Below are 20,576 nucleotides of genomic sequence, written 5' to 3' on the forward strand. Positions count from 1 at the left end.
GTCGTCCGCTAAAAGCGTCATTACAAGAATGAAGGAAAAAACTCATCATCATGGCTGGTAAATATTTATCGCTGACATCAACCAATATCACGCGATTCTTTTGGTTGTTCATTTTGTTGCTGGCTATGGGGCTCGGCCTTTACGGGTATAACTACACCAATGCTTATCTGAACGACAAACTGCGCACGGTGCAAAATACCGCTGACTTGCTGCAAAATCGCATCGATAAGTATCGCTACATGACCTACCAGATTTACGACAATTTCACCGGCCAGCCGATGGCGGCGGATGCCGTCAGTGCGCAGGAAATCCGCCTGCGTCAGGATATGTATTTTGTCTCCAAGCCTCACAAGAAAACTGATGCGCTGATTTTCGGTGCACACGACAGTTCCACGCTGGATTTAACCCTGAAAATTTCATCCTTCCTGGATGACCAGTGGGGCTCAACAACTCACCCTTATTCGCTGTATTACCTGAACGGTCAGGATAACAGCATGTTGTTGATCACCACGGTGCCGCTGCAGTTGCAAGACTCCCGCCTGAAGGAAAACTATTTCACCAGCACGCTGCAATCACGCCGTGCCGAAATGTTGCAGCAGGCGAACACGCTGGACGAACGCGAAAGTTATTCTCCTCTGCGCAAATCGCGCCAGAGCAACGACTATTCCTTCTCCCTGCGCACCACCTTTAATAATCCGGGACATCTGGCGACCGTGATTGCCTTCGATTTACCGATGAGTGATCTCATCCCTTACAGTATGTCGAGAGATAATTTCCAGCTTAATGGCAACACCACGGCGGTCAATGAAGGTGATCCGGCCGATGATAATCCGGCGGCCAGCAGCATTGTGATGCAGGGATGGTCGCTGGTGTTTGATGTGCCGCTGAGAAATTCACCGCTGTCACTCACCTACCACGTTCCGCTGTTCAGCCTTGTGGTTGATCTTTCACGCAATAACTTCTGGCTGATCCTGATTAACCTGTTCCTGATCGGGCTGGCGATGACCAGCATCTATTTCATTCGCCATCAGTACATCCGCCCGAGCGAGAATATGGCGGCACAATTACAGATGCAGCAGGCGCTGAATCAGGAAATCATTTCGGGTCTGCCGCTCGGTTTACTGGTGTATAACTTCAGCAACCACAGCGTGATCCTCAGTAATAAAATTGCTGACCAGTTATTACCGCATCTGAGTCTGAACAAAATTGCCAATATGGCCGAGCAGCATCACGGCACGATACAGGCGACCGTCAATAACGAAGTTTATGAAATCCGCATGATCCGCAGCCAGATTTCGCCGGAAACTTACCTGTTTATGCTCCACGATCAGGATAAAGAAGTGATGGTGAACCGCACGCTGCAACAGGCCAAACGTGAGTTTGAGAAGAACCTGCAGGCACGCAAACTGATGCTGCATAATCTGGGCATTGAGCTGAATCAGCCATTGCAGGAACTGAACGGGCTGGCCGTGGCGTTAGTGGAAGAACAGAAACCGGAAGAACGTCAGGCGCTGGAAAGCAAACTCCTGAGTGAGTCGCGTAACGCGCTAACGCTGGTTGATAACATTACGCTGCTGACCCGTCTGGAAACTCAGGACTGGCAACCGGCGAACGATAAGTACGTGCTTTCAACCCTGGTAGATGAGCTGTTGCTTGAGGCCCTGCCCCGCCTGAATCAGAAAGGCCTCGGGTTGCTGAATCATTTCCAGATTGCCCCTGAAGCGGCCTTTGTCGGCGATATGCAGGCAGTGAAGAAAATTCTGTCCCTGCTGCTCGATTATGCCATTGTTACCACATCGCTGGGCAAGGTGACCCTGACCAGCGAACAGGACGAAGATCGCCCGGATCAGCTGATTTTCCACATAAACGATACGGGTAGCGGAATTTCCAAAGAAGAATTGAGTAATCTGAATTATCCTTTCCTTAGCCAGACGTTAGTCGATCGCTTTAACCACGGTTCCGGGCTGACATTCTTCCTGTGTAATCAGCTGTGCAAAAAACTGGGCGGTCAGCTGGAAATCCGCAGCAAGCTCAACATCGGCACACGCTATACTGTACGTGTTAAACAACGTCAGGAAGCGCAGGAAATCGAAGCGGAAGACGAGAAATTACTCAATGATGTGACGGTATTACTCGATATCACATCAGAGGAAGTTCGCGGTATTGTGACCCGGACCATGAACGCTTACGGCGCGGTGTGCATCGTGGCTGACGATCGTCAGGTCGCGCGGGAATATGATGTTTTACTGACAGATAACCCGCAAAACAGTGACAAATTTACCCTGCTGCTGACTGACGATGAGTCGGGATTCCAGCAGCTTGAAAAGCATTATATTCGCGTCAATTACAACATCAGCAATGCGCTGATAGACGCAACCTTACTGTTAATCGAACAGCAATTTTCTGTATCCGATGACAGTGTTTCACCCGAAGAGCCCGGCGAAGACTCTCTCGACCTTTATGAAAAGCAGCTAAAATCAAGCGATTACTATCAGCTTTTCGTCGAGACAGTACCGGAAGATCTTGAGAAACTGTATAATGAAAACCAACGTCGTGATTTCACATCACTTTCCCAAACAGCACATCGTCTCAAGGGAGTGTTCGCTATGCTGAACCTGACCCCAGGCAAGCAAATGTGTGAATCGTTAGAACAATACATCGCAGATGGCGATGCGTTACAGATTACTGAAACCATCAACCACATTGATTCTTTTGTCTCCAGACTGCTCCAGCAAGGTAGCTAATCACATGAATAATATGAACGTAATTATTGCTGATGACCATCCTATCGTCCTGTTTGGTATTCGTAAGTCCCTTGAACAAATTGAATGGGTGAATGTTGTAGGCGAGTTCGAAGACTCAACTGCACTGGTTAACAGCTTAAGCAAACTTGATGCTCATGTGCTGATCACTGACCTGTCCATGCCGGGCGATAAATTCGGCGATGGCATCACCCTGATCAAATATATCAAGCGCCACTACCCGCAGTTATCCATCATTGTTCTGACCATGAACAATAATCCGGCGATCCTGAGTTCTGTACTGGATCTGGATATCGAGGGGATTGTGCTCAAGCAAGGCGCGCCAACTGACCTGCCAAAAGCGCTGGCCGCATTGCAGAAAGGCAAAAAGTTCACGCCGGACAGCGTGGCAAAACTGCTGGAAAAAATCAGCGCCAACGGTTACGGCGACAAACGCCTGTCTCCGAAAGAAAGCGAAGTGCTGCGTCTGTTCGCAGAAGGTTTCCTGGTGACTGAGATTGCCAAAAAGCTGAACCGCAGCATTAAAACCATCAGCAGCCAGAAGAAATCTGCGATGCTGAAACTGGGCGTGGAAAACGATATCGCCCTGCTGAACTACCTGTCTTCCGTCAGCTCCCAGCCGGTGGATAAAGACTGACGTTTCAGGGTGTTATGTAGGTTAAGACGTGAAAAAGGCACCGGAAGGTGCCTTTTGTATTTTCCGACGTCGTCCGTCAGGATTGTCGCTTTCTGCGAACCAGCGCACTGTAATAACGCAGCGTATCGCGCAGGGTTTCCAGTGTGACTGGCTTGGATAAACAGTTATCCATTCCCGCTTCGAGACAGCGCTGCCGCTGTTCCGCCAGCGCGTTAGCGGTGACGCCGATCACCGGTAAGGTATGGCCGAGTTCGCGCAGTTTTGCCGTCAGCCCGTACCCGTCGAGGCGCGGCATGTTGACGTCGCTGAGCACAATATCAATTTCATGCGCACGCATGGCATCCAGTGCGTCAATCCCGTCGTTCGCCGTCACCACGATATAGCCCATCGTGCCCAGTTGATCCGCCAGGAGACGGCGGTTAATCGGATGATCATCCACCACCAGCAAGGTAATATCGCTGTAATCCTGCGCCACAGCCGCTTCCGGCGTCGCTGAGCCGCCCTCTTCCGCTGTCGTCTCGAGACGGTAAATCCGGTTGAGCAGCGCAGTGATTTCCAGTGGTGTGGACGTACTATGAATCCAGTAACCCGGACGCGTTTCGACTGGCGGCCCGATATGGCCGATGGAAAATTCAATCTGTGCGGCCAGTTCGCCCTTATGGATCAGCGGCGTGTCAGTAATCAGCACATCTTCCCGCTGGCTTTGCAGTTCCGGCTCGCAGCGCTGAACATTCGCGCCGTGATAACGCATCAGTTGCATCAGGTAACTTTCCAGATAAGCATTGCGTACATCCAGCCAGACCGTTTTGTCCTGCCAGTTGTCCAGCGGCTCACCCGACGGGAAAGTGGCGTTGTAGAGCGGAATACGCACCGTAAACGAGCTGCCCAGCCCCGGTTCCGATTCCACCTCAATATCGCCATCCATCAGGTTAATCAGCTTTTCACAGATAGCCAGCCCCAGACCGGTGCCCTGGAAATGGCGCTGCACGCCGGTTCCGACCTGGAAGAACGGATCAAACAGGCGGGTGATTTCGCGCTCAGGGATCCCGACGCCGGTATCGCGCACCTGAAACTCAAGATAGTTTCCGCAGGTTCTGACATTCAGAACAATGCAGCCGGTGTCGGTAAATTTAATCGCATTGTTGAGGATGTTAGAAATGACCTGCTGTAAACGCACCGGATCGCCATTGAATGACAACGGCACGTTGTGTTCGATAAAGCAGTAAAGTCCCAGATGTTTTTTCACCACCAGCGGCAAATAGTTACCGGCAATGTGAGTGATCACTTCGCGACAGGAGAATTCCTGCGGCTCGATTTTCAGCTGCTCGGATTCAATTTTGGAGAAGTCGAGAATGTCGCTGATGATTTTCAGCAGCAGTGCCGACGAGTTATTCATTGCCGTCACCAGACGGTCAACGCCCTGAGGCAACCCTTGCGTTTGCAGTAAATCCAGGTTGCCGATGATACCGTAAAGCGGCGTGCGCAATTCATGGCTGACGGTTGCCAGGAACATTGATTTCGACTGGCTGGCCTGCTCGGCCGCATTAGCCATTTCCTGCAAAGACTCTTCCATTTTCACGCGCGCACTGACGTCGATCAGCACACAAATCGCCACGTCTTCATTACGGTAGCGCGAATGCACGAAACTTAGCTGGATGTTGTTATTGTTCTTGGTGATGACATCGACGAAATTGGTCTGCTGATCGCAGATGATCCGCGTAATACGCTGCCGGTCTTCCTGCGTCAGCATGCTGATATAATTATGCGCCAGTTCATTACTCAGGATGTTAACGCCATCGCTGATACGCAAAATGGAAATGCCGACCGGCGCTGAGGCCACGATTTTATGGTTGAACTGTTCATGTTCTTCAAGCCGGAATGCGTTTTCCTCGGCCGGTAAAAACATTTTGCGCTCAAAAACCCAGGCCAGAATAAACAATAACAGGCCGGAGAATATATTCAGTAAAACCGCATTAAAAATCAGGATCTTAAATCGCTCGATCACCGTATTAAACGGCATGGAATACACCACACTCAGCGAGGACGGTGTCAGCGGCTTTTTGTAGACCAAATCTTTATAACCATTTACATACCCGAAGAATGAACTGGCCTGCGGATAATCGCCCGGCGCGGCGCTGTAGTGCCCGTCCTCGGAAATCCCCAGCAGCGGCTGATCGTCTTCATCCAGCAACGTCACGGCGGTGTGCTGTGAATTCGGATTCAACAAATCTTCGGCGCGCAGATTTTGCTGAATACCCATCAGCGCTTCGAGTTTATTGCCGACATAAATCGGGGTCAGCACATACAAATTTCCGGAGTCTTTACTGCCGGACTGCGACACCCAGTACAGGCTGTTTTCTTTATCTGTGCTCTTACTATTGCGATATTGCATAATTTTTTCATGCAATGATTTCAACTGTTCCTGGCTTTCGCGCTCGAACGGTTCGCTGCTGATACCAAAATCAACCAGACACAAACTCTCGCCACTGATGAGGAACACGCGATTGAGATCGTAGGCATCGGAAAAGTTGTCTTTCCAGTAATGGATCATGTTACCCAGCGAAGCCAGCGAATTACGGTAGCTATCATTAATCTGCGAACAGTCGGACTCAGGGAACAATGAGAGATAAGACGGCGCCGTGTTTTTAGTGCTGATTATGCCGTTGATGATATCCAGCCCGTTCACTGAAGCGCTCAGGCGATTCTCAGCCATAAACTTAATGCTGTGCATCACATCATTGGAATTTTTGATGTAACTCTGCGCCAGATCGTAATTGAGATTATCCTCGTCGCGGATCTCGGATTCTTTGTTATGGAAAATATTCAGCACATAAAAGGTGGTCAGCAGCACACCCAGTGTCCACAACATAAGCGCCAGCACCCGGAAAAGATAACGGGAGATTTTTAGCGTTGTGCGAAACGAAGCAAGATATTTCAAGGATTAACCATTAGCAAAACGGCTCAGCGAGCGGAATGGGGATCAGGATACACTATTGCCAGACTTTCTAAAAAGCGCCGCATAATGCAGTGTAGGTGAAAGATTTGTTTTAAGACGAATCCAATAAAAAAGGGCATAACTATTGTTATGCCCTTTTGTCTGCTGACTAAGAAAACTTATTCTTCTTCGTCATCAGCTGGCTGATCGTCTTCACTTTCCGCGTCGTCTGGCAGATCGGCTGCTTGTGCCGCTTCCAGTTCGCCCGCTTCGGTGGCTACGCCATCCAGTTCTTCGTCTTCAACCGGTTCTGCAACACGCTGCAAGCCAACCACATTCTCATCGTCTGCGGTACGGATAAGCGTCACACCCTGGGTGTTACGGCCAACAGTACTCACTTCGGAAACACGGGTACGCACCAGCGTACCGGCATCGGTGATCATCATGATTTGATCCGCTTCATCAACCTGAATCGCACCAATAACCGGTCCGTTACGCTCACTCACTTTGATTGAGATAACGCCCTGGGTTGCGCGAGATTTAGTTGGGTACTCGGTCGATTCAGTACGTTTACCGAAACCGTTCTGCGTCACAGTCAGGATACAACCGTCACCGCGTGGGATGATAAGCGATACAACGCTGTCGCCTTCGCCCAGACGGATACCGCGAACCCCCGTCGCCGTACGGCCCATTGAGCGGACGGCTTCTTCAGAGAAGCGCACGACTTTACCGGCTGCAGAGAACAGCATGACTTCGTCTTTACCGTCAGTCAGGTCAACACCAATCAGCTCATCACCCTCGTTGAGGTTGATGGCGATAATGCCGGCGCTGCGTGGACGGCTGAAATCGGTCAGCGCAGTTTTCTTCACGGTACCGCTGGCGGTTGCCATGAACACATGACGACCTTCTTCGTACTCGCGTACTGGCAGAATGGCGGTAATACGTTCGTTCGGCTCAAGCGGCAACAGGTTGACGATAGGACGGCCACGGGCACCGCGGCTGGCTTCCGGCAACTGATAGACTTTCATCCAGTACAGACGCCCGCGACTTGAGAACATCAGAATAGTGTCGTGGGTGTTGGCCACCAGCAGACGATCGATAAAGTCTTCTTCTTTAATGCGTGCTGCTGACTTCCCTTTACCGCCGCGACGCTGCGCTTCGTAATCAGTCAGAGGCTGATATTTCACGTAGCCCTGATGCGACAAGGTCACCACAACGTCTTCCTGATTGATCAGGTCTTCGATGTTGATGTCAGAGGTATTTGCCGTAATTTCGGTACGACGCGGATCGTTGTATTGATCACGGATCGCTTCCAGTTCTTCACGAATGACTTCCATCAGACGGTCAGGGTTGGACAGGATGAACAGCAGCTCAGCGATTTGCACCAGCAGCTCTTTGTATTCATCCAGCAGTTTTTCGTGCTCAAGACCGGTCAGTTTCTGCAGACGCAGATCCAGAATGGCCTGGGCTTGTTGCTCAGTCAGGAAGTATTTTCCATCATGAATACCAAACTGCGGCTCCAGCCATTCAGGACGGGCTGCATCGTCACCCGCACTTGCCAGCATTGCTGACACGTTGCCCAGATCCCATGAACGCGCGACCAGGCCAGCTTTCGCTTCAGCCGGCGTCGGTGCCGCACGGATCAGTTCAATGATTGGATCGATGTTCGCCAGCGCGATAGCCAGTGCTTCGAGGATATGAGCACGGTCGCGGGCTTTACGCAGTTCGAAAATGGTACGACGCGTCACCACTTCACGGCGGTGGCGGACGAACGCTGACAGAATTTCTTTCAGACCGAGAATCTTCGGCTGACCCTGGTGCAGTGCCACCATGTTGATGCCGAAAGACGTCTGCAGTTGCGTCAGGGAATACAGGTTGTTCAGAACCACTTCACCGACAGCATCGCGTTTAATTTCAATCACGATACGCATGCCGTCTTTATCAGACTCATCGCGCAGCGCACTGATACCTTCGACGCGTTTTTCTTTCACCAGCTCGGCGATCTTTTCGATCAGACGGGCTTTGTTCACCTGATACGGGATCTCGTGAACAATGATGGTTTCGCGACCAGTTTTCGCATCGGCTTCTACTTCAGCACGGGCACGGATATAAATTTTGCCACGGCCGGTACGGTAAGCTTCTTCGATACCACGGCGACCGTTGATGATCGCAGCCGTCGGGAAGTCTGGCCCCGGGATGTGTTCCATCAGCCCTTCAATGCTGATGTTTTCATCTTCAATATACGCCAGACAGCCGTTGATCACCTCGGTGAGGTTATGCGGCGGAATGTTGGTTGCCATACCGACAGCGATACCCGACGAGCCGTTAACCAGCAGGTTGGGAATGCGCGTTGGCATAACAGAAGGAATTTGTTCTGTGCCGTCATAGTTTGGCACGAAATCGACAGTTTCTTTTTCTAAATCTGCCAGCAATTCGTGTGCAATTTTTGACATGCGGATTTCGGTATAACGCATGGCTGCTGCGGAGTCGCCATCCACTGACCCGAAGTTACCCTGCCCGTCCACCAGCATATAGCGAAGTGAGAAAGGCTGAGCCATACGAACGATGGTGTCATAAACCGCGGTATCACCGTGTGGGTGATATTTACCGATAACGTCACCGACCACACGGGCCGATTTTTTATAGGCTTTATTCCAGTCGTTACCGAGGACATTCATTGCGAAAAGTACGCGGCGGTGCACCGGTTTCAAACCATCGCGCACATCTGGTAACGCACGTCCGACAATAACGGACATCGCATAATCCAAATAAGAGTTTTTAAGCTCTTCTTCGATGTTAATCGGTGTGATTTCTCTGGCAAGGTCGCTCATGGAGCTGCTATCCCTCTACTGATTATTCATGGCCGCTGCCCACGTAGGCATATATAGCGCAAAGGTGTAAAACTATACCACAAACCAGCCAAACGTGGAAAACAACCGCCCCCTTTTGCCGACTATTATCCAACGCGTTTCAAACCTTTGCACGCAGGGCTTCATTTCGTATAAACATTAACCAAAACGACAAAACTGAGCCAAAGCAGATGGAATATGTATAATCCGCTAATCAAGTTATAAGGAGTTCATCACGCTCATGACAACCACACCCTCCGCAACACCGCAAAACATCGACCATGAAGAAATCGCCAAGTTTGAGGCCGTCGCCTCGCGCTGGTGGGATCTGGAAGGCGAATTCAAACCGCTGCATCGCATCAATCCGCTGCGTCTGAACTACATTCTCGAACGCGCCGATGGCCTGTTTGGAAAAAATGTTCTCGATGTCGGCTGCGGTGGCGGCATTTTGAGTGAAAGCATGGCAGTGGCGGGGGCGACAGTCACCGGACTGGACATGGGCGGCGAACCCTTGCAGGTAGCACGTTTGCATGCGCTGGAAAGCGGCGTGAAGGTGGAGTACGTGCAGGAAACCGTGGAAGCGCACGCCGACGCGCATCCGCAGCAATATGACGTGGTGACTTGCATGGAAATGCTGGAACACGTACCGGATCCGGCTTCTGTCGTTGCCGCCTGCGCGCGTCTGGTGAAACCTGGCGGCCATGTGTTCTTTTCCACCATCAACCGCAACAATAAAGCCTGGCTGATGGCTATTTTCGGCGCTGAATATGTGCTGAAAATGGTGCCGAAAGGCACGCACGACATCAAAAAATTCATCAAACCGTCTGAACTGCTGGGCATGATTGACCGCACATCGCTGTTTGAGCGTCACATTATGGGACTGCACTACAACCCGCTGACCGACCATTTCAAACTCGGGCCAAATGTTGATGTGAACTACATGATCCACACCCAGGCGCTGTAATATTCTGACCGCAAAAAAGGGTACAGCCTGCGCTGCACCCTTTTAATTTCACGGCTAACCGACTGACTTACCAGCGAATACTCACCCCAACTGACGCTTCGGTTTGCGAAAAATCATCTGACCCTTCTTGCTGTCCAACCTTGCCCCAGAGCGTGGTATTTTCGCCCAAATTACCACTGATCCCGGTACTCAGTTCCGCACTGTCTTTGGCGGTGTTATCGGTGAAATTCACGCCATCCACATTCAGGGAAGTTTCCGCGCTGTTATGGCGGTAATTCGCCTCTACAAAAGGTCTGAGATGCAGCGTCGGCGACGGATGAATATCCCATTCACTGCGCAAACCTAAGCGCGTCTGAACGTTATTATCCCCCTGTTGTGCCACTTTCGACTGATTCGACGCGGTAAAATCTTTCTGCTTCACGCCCTGATAAATCACCTGCGCCTGGGGTTGCACAGTCCAGTTCCACTGGTTTCCCTGCATCAGGGTAAAACGGTAACCACCTTCCAGTGAGGCGGAAAGGCCGGAAGAGTGATAATTATCATCACCTGTACCGTCTTCACTGACGCTGTTATCAAACCAGGCATATTGCATCCAGCTGTCGAGATACGCGCCCTGATGATCCTGTGCGTTCTGATACCAGGAAGCGGTCAGTCCGACGGCGTATCCCTGACTGTCATTATCTGATTTGCGCCCGGTCAGTACGCTGGTGCTATCGCCGTGGCTGTTACTGTAACCGCCCACCACACCCGCCAGGATTTCCCCGTCACCTGCGTTATTGCGCAGGAAATTGCTGCTGATCTGAACCACTGACGTGTCATTGTGACTGTCAATCTGGCTGGCAAAGGTTGAGCTGTCGCGCGATGAATCCACCCGCAGCTTAATATTGTCATGACCGGCACCGGCATGATCCTGCGCCGTCATACTGAAAGCATTATTGGCGATGCGCAGGTTGCTCATATAGCCGCCCATTTTAGGGTTCAGCACCGGTGTAAAATCTTCCCCGCCAGAGGCTGGCACAGGTTGCGGCTGCGGTTGAACATCGGGATCCGGCTGAGGGGCAGGTTCGGGATCAGGTTGCGGCTGGACGTCAGGATCGGGCTGAGGTTCCGGTTGAGGCTCCGGCGTCACCACCTGCGAGCGCAGATACCAGTCCTGATTATCCTGCACCAGAGAATAGTCGTAGGCACCCATATTGATATATTGCTGACCACCGGCCAGATGGAAATCTGCCGCGTTCTGGAAGCTTTGCGGGTCGGCAACAAAATCGACAACTTTGATGCCGGTTTGCGTCGCCTGCCCGATGCCGCTGACCGGCACAACCGCCAGAGCGGTATCACCGGAAGTATTGCCGTTAAGAATCAGCTGGTCGGTCGCCGAGGTATCACCATTCATTTCAGTTTCCAGCACCAGCGTGCCGCCGCCGGTGTAATCACCGTTGACCGTCAGCGTATCCCCGGCCTTGCCATTCTCCAGACTGGCGGTTCCTGCGCTGTTATCAAGGCTGCCGTTGACCGTCACACCGGCTAAATAGGTCAATGCATCCAGGGAAAGGTTCGTGTTCAGCGTGCCTTTAAGCGCCATACCGGACGTAGCATTCACCAGCGTGCCGCCCGTGCCGGTAAACAGGCTGGCATCCAGCGCCGAGGAAGTGTCCTGATTTGTCAGGACCAGCTGAGTGTTGTCGGAAATCAACAGTGTACCGGTGGAATCCGCATCGATGCTGCGCACCTGCTGATCCATGCCGGTGGCAAACGTGGCATTTTCGCCGACGTACAATGAAGAGGCGTCTGCGATGATGTTTTCCGCGCCTCCCTGCAAAGTACCCTGTTCGACCCGGACAGCGGAATGGCTGTTGCCCGAATCTTTCAGAATCAACGTACCGTTACCGGTTTTGGTGAACGTGCTGTCAACGTCTGCCTGCCCGCCGGTACTGTCAGCGGTTAAGCCGCCCCATTGCGTGGTCACGCCGTCGTCCACCTGCATCGTCCCTGAGGCCCGCATTTCAATATCTCGTGCCTTACCGGTTTGTGCTGATGTGGTATCAACCTGCCCGCTGGTATCGCCCGGCGCAGAAATCTCCAGCGTACTGGCCTGTGCCGGATCAGTAAAAATGACCTGACGGTTATAGGCTTCATCGCCCAACTGAGAGTTACCGGTGACCTGCAATGTCCCGGAAGCGATCTGCGTCGTGCCCAGATAAGTATTGTTATCCGCCAGCGTGACACGTCCGGCACCGGCATCAATCACCGTATACACGCCGCCATCAACGTGATAGTCGCTGCCCGTCCCCAGCGTCACCAGATCAGCATTACCGATTACCGTACCGCCGGACCCTGTAATCGTCAGGCCGTCGTTAGTCTGATTCGCTTCACCGTTGAAGGTGGACATGTCCGACAAATCCAGCACACCGCCGTCGAGCACAACAGACTGCGGATCGGCCTGCAATATCGCTAAATCTTCAGCATCGCCCTGAACGCTGAGTACAGCGTTTTGTTCCACCACAATGTCGCCATCCAGCCCCATAGACTGCGCGCCGGTCAGGGTGAAACTGCCATTTTCTGCCACGGTCAGGTCGCCTGCTCCGGTGGTTGTCCCCGCCATGTAGCCGCTGTTAACAATGACATTACCGCCAGCATCAATATTCAATGTGCTGTTCTCATGCCCCATAAAGGCATTTTTAAAGGTTTGCTGCGTGCTGCCAACATTCAGTATTGCCGTGTCATTCACATAATTATCGTTACCTAACACAATACCGTGACAGGTATCTGCCGCAGCCTGACAGTTGGTGTCGCCGACATTGATCAGCGTGTCATCACGTCCCAGCGTGACCGTGCCCTCTAAAATGTCGAATACGCCGGTAAAACCGCTGTTATCAGCATTAAGTACCAGTTCACCAGCACCGCGTTTGAAAATCGCGCCATAACCGGCGATCGAGTCATAAGCGCCGTCGTTGGCGGTATTACCGATGATCAGCGTTTTATCTGCAGCAATATCAAAATCGGCTTCGCTGTGGCCGAGATACATGAACCCGCCGCCAGCGGCATCGGGAGCATCGCCATAATTGCCAGCGACGTTATCGTGGTAATAGGCAACACCATCATTTTCTTGATAGTTTTCATCAATGTTGATGTTGATCAGGAATGGCGTAGACGCGCTGCTGGTGTAGATTGCGCCTCCCTGTCCTTCGGCCTGATTGCCGGTGAATTCGCTGTTAGTGATAAACATGCTGCCGTGGGAGTCAGACGTATTGTCCGTGGCATCAATCGCACCACCGCTACCATTACCTGAACTGGCACTTTTGTTGGTTTTTGCCTGATTATCCTCAAATAAAACATTTGTCAGCTGGACTTTATTATTAAGAGAATAAATAGCGCCGCCTTTCCCCTCACTGGAAATATTCCCTGAAAACACGGCATTAGTAATGGCAAGATCAGTATCACCTTCATCATTGGTGCCATTCATATATATTGCGCCGCCGTAATCATGGGCGACGTTATCAATGAACAGGGTATTTTCTAAGTATACCGTCGAGTTTTCTTTCGCAAAGATCGCGCCACCGTTTCCCGAACTGCTGTTTCCGGTAAATACGCTGTAACCGGTGGTGCTCTCAGGAATAATCTCCAGTGTGGTGCTGTTTCCCAGGTGGAAAGCACCGCCCGAGGAGCCTGAACCGTTCAGGCCGGAGAACTGCATCTCAGCGCCATCAGCCACGGTATAGGTATTGAGGGTTTTATTTTCAAGCGTGGTGGCCGTGGCGTTGCAACTTTCAGTAATTTGCAATCCTGAACAGGCCGGGAGAGTTTCTGCGTAAACCATCGCTGAAAAAGGCAATAAATTAAATGCCAAAAACAAACACGCCGTGATTTTATTGAAGACCATTGAAATTCTAATCCCGCACCTGATGAAAGAGGAGCGAAAGTAATATGCACAGTGCCGGGAGACCACTTAATGATAAATTTAGAATATATAAACAACATCATTCATTCATCATATGTATTTATAATAAGGCTCATTTTTCTCAAAAACGCACTTTTCAGAAAGTGAACAAAAACCTGCTAGCAAGGTTGCCCCGGAGCGGCTTAACGGCTGTACGGCGACGCCAAATCGTCATCGGTTGCAAGTCATTTTTTCCGCTAATCCAGTAGAATTTACGTTAAGAGACGGGGTATGCCGGGGTTAAAACCTTAGTTTTTAGGACGTTGGTTGGCGTGAACACCGCAACATGATTTTTTAGAATAGTTATCCAGATCAATATAGCGTTTTTTTCTAACGTTTAATAAACCGGCAGTTGATCACCTTTCATAAAAATATAAGAAAATCGTATCTGAGATATTGACAGGTTTGTCGCGCCAGCAATGACGGACTTCTCAGGCTTGACGTCAAAATTTCTCCCCAACTTATCCACAAATCTGCCCGTTTTGTTCACTTGCAAAAGGGACATTCAATCACTATCTTGTCATCAGAAAATAACAAACCCACAATATATTGTGTTTATATCCTGACCAGCACACTAGGAACCTCTTGTGCTGCCGCGCATGTTTTACGCGGTCAGGTCAGACCCTTTATAAACCTTTAAGGTATCGCACCCAATGAACCAAAGTCTGCTTGTTACTAAACGTGATGGCCGCACAGAACGCATCAACCTTGATAAAATCCACCGTGTCATTGACTGGGCAGCGGAAGGTCTTCAAAACGTATCAGTTTCTCAAGTAGAACTCCGTTCACACATCCAGTTCTATGACGGCATCAAAACCGCTGATATTCACGAAACCATCATCAAAGCGGCGGCTGATCTGATCTCTAAAGATGCACCGGATTACCAATATCTGGCCGCGCGTCTGGCGATCTTCCACCTGCGTAAAAAAGCCTACGGCCAGTTTGAACCACCAAAACTGATCGACCAGGTGACCCGCATGGTTGAAATGGGTAAATACGACAAACATCTGCTGGAAGACTACACGGCTGAAGAGTTCGAGCAGATGGACAGTTTTATTGACCACTGGCGCGACATGAATTTCTCTTACGCTGCGGTTAAGCAACTGGAAGGGAAATATCTGGCACAGAACCGTGTGACCGGCGATATCTACGAAAGCGCTCAGTTCCTCTACATTCTGGTCGCGGCCTGCCTGTTCTCCGGCTACCCGCGCGAAACCCGTCTGGATTACATCAAACGTTTCTACGACGCGATTTCAACCTTCAAAATTTCCCTGCCTACGCCAATTATGTCCGGCGTGCGCACTCCGACCCGTCAGTTCAGCTCATGCGTGCTGATCGAATGTGGCGACAGTCTGGATTCCATTAACGCGACCTCCAGCGCCATCGTGAAATACGTTTCACAACGCGCCGGTATCGGCATCAACGCCGGTCGCATCCGTGCGCTGGGCAGCCCGATCCGTGGCGGCGAAGCGTTCCACACCGGTTGTATCCCGTTCTACAAACATTTCCAGACTGCGGTGAAATCCTGTTCTCAGGGCGGTGTTCGTGGCGGCGCAGCGACACTCTTCTACCCGATGTGGCATCTGGAAGTCGAAAGCCTGCTGGTACTGAAAAACAACCGTGGTGTTGAAGGCAACCGCGTCCGTCATATGGACTACGGCGTGCAGATCAACAAACTGATGTATCAGCGTCTGGTGAAAGGCGGTGACATTACCCTGTTCAGCCCGTCTGACGTACCTGGCCTGTACGATGCATTCTTTGCCGATCAGGACGAGTTCGAGCGTCTGTACGAGAAGTACGAGCAGGATGCCAGCATCCGTAAGCAGAAAGTGAAAGCGGTGGAACTGTTCTCCCTGATGATGCAGGAACGCGCCTCTACAGGCCGTATCTACATTCAGCATGTTGACCACTGCAACACCCACAGCCCGTTTGATCCGGCTATCGCGCCTGTTCGCCAGTCCAACCTGTGTCTGGAAATTGCGCTACCAACCAAACCGCTGGATGACGTTAATGACGAAAACGGCGAAATCGCGCTGTGTACGCTGTCTGCTTTCAACCTCGGTGCGATCGAAAGCCTCGACGATCTGGAAGAACTGGCTGTTCTGGCAGTTCGCGCTCTGGACGCCCTGCTCGATTATCAGGATTACCCGATCAAAGCCGCAAAACGCGGTGCGATGGGCCGACGTACGCTGGGTATCGGCGTGATTAACTACGCGTATTATCTGGCGAAAAACGGTGTGCGTTATTCCGACGGCAGCGCAAACAATCTTACGCACAAAACGTTCGAAGCCATTCAGTATTACCTGCTGAAAGCCTCCAACGAACTGGCGAAAGAACAAGGCGCGTGCCAGTGGTTCAACGAAACCACCTATTCACAAGGCATCATGCCGGTGGATACCTACAAGAAAGATCTGGATGCTATCTGCAACGAACCGCTGCATCTGGACTGGGATACGCTGCGTGAAAACATCAAAACATACGGCCTGCGTAACTCCACGCTGTCCGCGCTGATGCCGTCCGAGACCTCTTCGCAGATCTCCAACGCTACCAACGGTATCGAGCCACCTCGCGGCCACATCAGTATCAAAGCGTCGAAAGACGGGATTCTGCGTCAGGTTGTGCCGGAGTACGAGCGTCTGAAAGATCAGTACGAACTGCTGTGGGATATGCCGAACAACGACGGCTACCTGCAACTGGTTGGCGTAATGCAGAAATTCATCGACCAGGCGATTTCGTCAAACACCAACTACGACCCGTCGCGCTTCCCGAACAGCAAAGTGCCAATGAAACAGTTGTTGAAAGACTTGCTGACCGCCTACAAATTTGGCGTGAAAACGCTGTACTATCAGAACACCCGTGACGGTGCTGATGATGTACAGGAAGACATGAAAGCCGATGTGGCTGATGACTGTGAAAGCGGCGCCTGCAAAATCTAATCTTTTGTTTTAACTAAGAATATTATTCAAAACCCCCGTCAGGGGGTTTTTGCCGAGAATTTCGAGGAAGTTATGGCCTACAGTACTTTTTCCCAGAATAAAAACGATCAGCTTCTTGAGCCAATGTTCTTTGGTCAGTCGGTTAACGTTGCCCGTTTCGACCAGCAGAAGCATGAAATTTTTGAAAAACTGATCGAAAAGCAACTGTCCTTCTTCTGGCGTCCGGAAGAGATTGATGTTTCCCGCGACCGTATCGATTTTCAGGCGTTGCCGGATCACGAGAAACACATTTTCCTGAGCAACCTGAAATACCAGACGCTGCTGGATTCCATTCAGGGCCGCAGCCCGAACGTCGCGCTGTTACCGCTGATTTCTATTCCTGAGCTGGAAACCTGGGTCGAAACCTGGGCGTTTTCGGAAACTATTCACTCGCGCTCTTACACGCATATTATCCGTAACATCGTGAATGATCCGGCGATTGTGTTTGACGATATCGTGACCAATGAAGAAATCCTCAAGCGCGCGAAAGACATCTCCGGTTACTACGACACGCTGATTGAAATGACCAGCTACTACCATCTGCTGGGCGAGGGCACGCATCAGGTCAACGGCAAAACCGTTGTAGTTAACCTGCGTGAACTTAAGAAGAAACTCTACATCTGTCTGATGAGCGTCAACGCGCTGGAAGCCGTACGTTTCTACGTCAGCTTTGCCTGTTCATTTGCCTTCGCTGAACGTGAACTGATGGAAGGCAACGCGAAAATCATCAAGATGATCGCCCGTGACGAAGCGCTGCATCTGACCGGCACTCAGCACGCGCTGAACCTGCTGCGTTCAGGTCAGGACGACCCTGAAATGGCAGAAATCGCGCTGGAATGTCAGCAGGAGTGCCATGACCTGTTCGTGCTGGCGGCACAGCAGGAAAAGGACTGGGCAGAATACCTGTTCAAAGACGGTTCGATGATCGGCCTGAACAAAGACATTCTGTGTCAGTACGTCGAATACATCACCAATATCCGTATGCAGGCTGTCGGGCTGGACGCTCCGTTCAAAACCCGCTCGAACCCGATCCCGTGGATCAACGCCTGGCTGGTGTCTGATAACGTGCAGGTTGCGCCACAGGAAGTGGAAGTCAGCTCCTATCTGGTAGGTCAGATTGATTCTGAAGTTCACGCCGATGACCTGAGTGATTTCGAGCTTTAAATGGCCGACAGAACCATCACACTTTCAGCAAACGGACAGCAACTGGCGTGTAAGTCAGAGCACCGGAATTTGCTGGAGGTGTTTGAACATCATCAGGTTGAAGTGGAATACCAGTGTCGCGAAGGTTATTGCGGATCGTGCCGGATGCGGTTGATTAACGGTGAGGTCGCCTACAGCGAGAAACCCCTGGCCTTTATCTCAGACGGCGAGATTTTACCGTGTTGTTGCATGCCGGTTGGGGATATTGAGATCGCGTTTTAGACTTTACTCCTCCCCCTGCGAAGGGGGAGGACGGGAGGGGGTTTTAAGGGCTAACATCTCATCAAAGCCAACCTCAACTCTTTGATTTCGCTTTAATACCCCACCCCAGCCCTCCCCTTCGCAGGGGAGGGAGCTAAAGCTAAACCTTCTCAACCCGATCCAACCACGGGTAATCCGCCACCGGCTCCCAGCCATTCAGATAGCGCCGCAGCATATCCATCGCCACCATCGCCATGGTCTCCTGACGTAATGCCAGTCCGTGACGCGTGGCGGTATAGCGGATTGTCAGGCCGCTGGTGCCGGTTGGGGTATGCAGTGCCAGACTTAATTCTGCACCTGACAGCGCACCCACAGCCAGCGCCAGTTGTGCGCCGGTGGTTTCGGCCAACGTCTGCGCACGCGCCAGTAAGCCTTCGAGGGATTTTTCAGGTGAAGGTTCGTCGCCTTGCGGCAATAACTCGCCGTTGACCAGCGGAACGCCGGCGCTTTGCAGACGCCAGTTCAGCAGGCCGCCGGTGAAACTTTCACTGACCGCCAGACGTAAATCCTGCGCCAGCAGGCGTTCTGCCAGACGATCCGGCAGGCTACCCAGCCCTTCAAAAATCGTGCTCTCCCCTGCGACTTCACGCACGCGTTCAAACGCTTTGTGCATTGCAGCCTCCTGAGAGCGCGGGCCGGTGACTTTCAGCTCGATAATCGGCGATGACGAACGGTAACCCATCACCACGCCTTCCGGCAGCTCAAGTTGATCCAACTCGGTGGCAAGGTCACTTTCACCACGTCCGAACGTGGTCAGACGTAAACATAACGGGGCTTCCAGCGCCGGAAATTGTTTGTGCAGACGTGGAACGATTTGTTGTTCCACCATCACTTTAAATTCGGACGGTACACCGGGCGTGAAGAAAATCTGACAGCGGTTGAGCTTCACGCTGAAGCCGCAGGCGGTGCCCACCGGATTATCCAGCAGCTCGGCATTGGCCGGGATTTGTGCCTGTTTGCGGTTGGATTCGGCCATCGGACGGCCACGTTCATTGAAGAACGCCTGCATGGTTTCAATCCAGCCAGCATCTTCCACCAGTTCCACATCACAGGCTTTAGCCGCCGCCAGCGCACTTAAATCATCGGTCGTTGGCCCCAGGCCGCCGTTCACGATAAGCACATCAGCGATGTGGCTGCGTTCTTTGAGAACAGCCACCAGCGCGTCCAGACTGTCGCCCACGGTTTCACGACTGGTCATCGGTAAACCTTGCTCAAACAGATAATTCGCCAGCCATGCCGAATTGGTATCCACAATCTGGCCGTGCAGCACTTCATCACCCGTACTCAGCATCTCAACCCTAAGCATCCCGTTCTCCTTCTGTCTTTTTGTTACTCCACTGTAGAAAGGCTGGGACAGAAAAACAATCTCCGTTCGGCAGAAAACAAAAAGGCCCGCACGAATGCGAGCCTTCAGATTTTGCTTCAGACAAAATCAGAAATTAACAGCGCCACCTAAATACGCACCGTCTGCCACCACGTTATCGCGGTTGCCATCTTTGCCATCCATCGCCATGTAACGGTAACCCACGCTCACGGTAACCAGCGGGATGGCCGTCAGACGAATACCTGCGTTCGCTTCTTCATAGTTAGCAATGCCGCTGGACAGGGAATCCGGGGAATAATAATAGTCGCCGTACAGGGTGAACATTTTCGCGATTGGCAGTTGCAGACCACCGCCGACAGCCGCCGCGTAACCTTCGTCACCGTCTTTAGGATTGGTGTACAGGCCCTTACCGCCAACGGTCGCGATGAACGGACCCAACGGAATGTTGTATCCCAAACCCAAGCCTGCCACATCACCGTCGTCATCGTTATGGGTGTAATCACCGCTCAATGCCAGACCCGGAGATGTGGTGCCGAAGCCCACACCCAGATGCGTGTAATGCTCACCGACTTCACCATTGACACTGATTGCGCTGGCAGATGCCGCGACAAACATCAGACTGGCAGCGGCACCAGCGACAAGTAACTTTTTCATTATTTATCCTAAATAACAGTCAAACGACAATAAATCTTCCACGGGAAGTCTAAAGCAATTCACTCAGTCGTAACA

Annotated in this window: 11 protein-coding genes; 6 read left to right on the forward strand and 5 right to left on the reverse strand. The window is 51.6% G+C overall.

Annotated features, from left to right (window positions below):
• Window positions 1–50 precede the first annotated feature (50 nt).
• Window positions 51–2,744 carry a phosphotransferase RcsD gene (rcsD, locus tag EX31_RS19275; RefSeq protein WP_037036176.1) on the forward strand — a complete coding sequence of 898 codons (2,694 nt, stop codon included), beginning with the start codon at window positions 51–53 and terminating at the stop codon, window positions 2,742–2,744.
• A 4-nt stretch (window positions 2,745–2,748) separates the two neighbouring features.
• Window positions 2,749–3,399: a response regulator transcription factor RcsB gene (gene rcsB, locus EX31_RS19280; protein WP_013574620.1), complete on the forward strand. Its 651-nt coding sequence runs from the start codon at window positions 2,749–2,751 to the stop codon at window positions 3,397–3,399.
• Between the two features lie 76 nt (window positions 3,400–3,475).
• Here rcsB and rcsC read toward each other — a convergent pair whose 3' ends face one another.
• Both rcsC and gyrA read right to left on the reverse strand, forming a co-directional pair.
• Window positions 3,476–6,337, reverse strand: a complete 2,862-nt coding sequence (gene rcsC / locus EX31_RS19285) for a two-component system sensor histidine kinase RcsC (RefSeq protein WP_037036178.1) — start codon at window positions 6,335–6,337, stop codon at window positions 3,476–3,478.
• Between the two features lie 176 nt (window positions 6,338–6,513).
• A complete protein-coding gene (gene gyrA / locus EX31_RS19290) occupies window positions 6,514–9,165 on the reverse strand; it encodes a DNA topoisomerase (ATP-hydrolyzing) subunit A (protein WP_013574618.1) in 2,652 nt (883 codons plus the stop codon).
• A gap of 259 nt (window positions 9,166–9,424) precedes the next feature.
• Here gyrA and ubiG point away from each other — a divergent pair, with 259 nt between their 5' ends.
• Window positions 9,425–10,147, forward strand: a complete 723-nt coding sequence (gene ubiG / locus EX31_RS19295; RefSeq protein WP_013574617.1) for a bifunctional 2-polyprenyl-6-hydroxyphenol methylase/3-demethylubiquinol 3-O-methyltransferase UbiG — start codon at window positions 9,425–9,427, stop codon at window positions 10,145–10,147.
• Window positions 10,148–10,214: 67 nt separating this feature from the next.
• Here the strand turns inward: ubiG and yfaL are convergent, their stop codons facing one another.
• On the reverse strand, window positions 10,215–13,994 hold the full coding sequence (gene yfaL / locus EX31_RS19300) for an AIDA-I family autotransporter adhesin YfaL/EhaC (RefSeq protein WP_231576086.1): 3,780 nt from the start codon (window positions 13,992–13,994) through the stop codon (window positions 10,215–10,217).
• Between the two features lie 743 nt (window positions 13,995–14,737).
• Here yfaL and nrdA point away from each other — a divergent pair.
• The 3 genes from nrdA (at window position 14,738) to yfaE (ending at window position 18,484) form a co-directional block, all read left to right on the forward strand.
• On the forward strand, window positions 14,738–17,020 hold the full coding sequence (gene nrdA, locus EX31_RS19305) for a class 1a ribonucleoside-diphosphate reductase subunit alpha (protein ID WP_037036183.1): 2,283 nt from the start codon (window positions 14,738–14,740) through the stop codon (window positions 17,018–17,020).
• Window positions 17,021–17,092: 72 nt separating this feature from the next.
• Entirely contained in the window at window positions 17,093–18,223 is a 1,131-nt protein-coding gene (nrdB, locus tag EX31_RS19310) for a class Ia ribonucleoside-diphosphate reductase subunit beta (protein ID WP_013574613.1), read from the forward strand.
• Window positions 18,224–18,484, forward strand: coding sequence for a class I ribonucleotide reductase maintenance protein YfaE (gene yfaE / locus EX31_RS19315; protein WP_013574612.1), 261 nt, complete (start codon window positions 18,224–18,226; stop codon window positions 18,482–18,484). It begins immediately after the preceding gene.
• 139 nt (window positions 18,485–18,623) lie between these two features.
• Here yfaE and EX31_RS19320 read toward each other — a convergent pair whose 3' ends face one another.
• Window positions 18,624–19,829, reverse strand: coding sequence for a nicotinamide mononucleotide deamidase-related protein YfaY (locus tag EX31_RS19320; RefSeq protein ID WP_037036185.1), 1,206 nt, complete (start codon window positions 19,827–19,829; stop codon window positions 18,624–18,626).
• Between the two features lie 126 nt (window positions 19,830–19,955).
• Window positions 19,956–20,501, reverse strand: a complete 546-nt coding sequence (locus EX31_RS19325; RefSeq protein ID WP_013574610.1) for a YfaZ family outer membrane protein — start codon at window positions 20,499–20,501, stop codon at window positions 19,956–19,958.
• Window positions 20,502–20,576 lie beyond the last annotated feature (75 nt).

The sequence above is a fragment of the Rahnella sp. WP5 genome, assembly GCF_000745615.1.
GTDB lineage: Bacteria > Pseudomonadota > Gammaproteobacteria > Enterobacterales > Enterobacteriaceae > Rahnella > Rahnella aceris.

Bases quoted from the DNA above. Each gene is read 5' to 3' on its own strand.
- ubiG (WP_013574617.1), top strand. From the start codon at position 9,425: ATGACAACCACACCCTCCGCAACACCGCAAAACATCGACCATGAAGAA.
- gyrA (WP_013574618.1), bottom strand. From the start codon at position 9,165: ATGAGCGACCTTGCCAGAGAAATCACACCGATTAACATCGAAGAAGAG.
- EX31_RS19320 (WP_037036185.1), bottom strand. From the start codon at position 19,829: ATGCTTAGGGTTGAGATGCTGAGTACGGGTGATGAAGTGCTGCACGGC.
- EX31_RS19325 (WP_013574610.1), bottom strand. From the start codon at position 20,501: ATGAAAAAGTTACTTGTCGCTGGTGCCGCTGCCAGTCTGATGTTTGTC.
- rcsD (WP_037036176.1), top strand. From the start codon at position 51: ATGGCTGGTAAATATTTATCGCTGACATCAACCAATATCACGCGATTC.
- rcsB (WP_013574620.1), top strand. From the start codon at position 2,749: ATGAATAATATGAACGTAATTATTGCTGATGACCATCCTATCGTCCTG.
- nrdB (WP_013574613.1), top strand. From the start codon at position 17,093: ATGGCCTACAGTACTTTTTCCCAGAATAAAAACGATCAGCTTCTTGAG.
- yfaE (WP_013574612.1), top strand. From the start codon at position 18,224: ATGGCCGACAGAACCATCACACTTTCAGCAAACGGACAGCAACTGGCG.
- nrdA (WP_037036183.1), top strand. From the start codon at position 14,738: ATGAACCAAAGTCTGCTTGTTACTAAACGTGATGGCCGCACAGAACGC.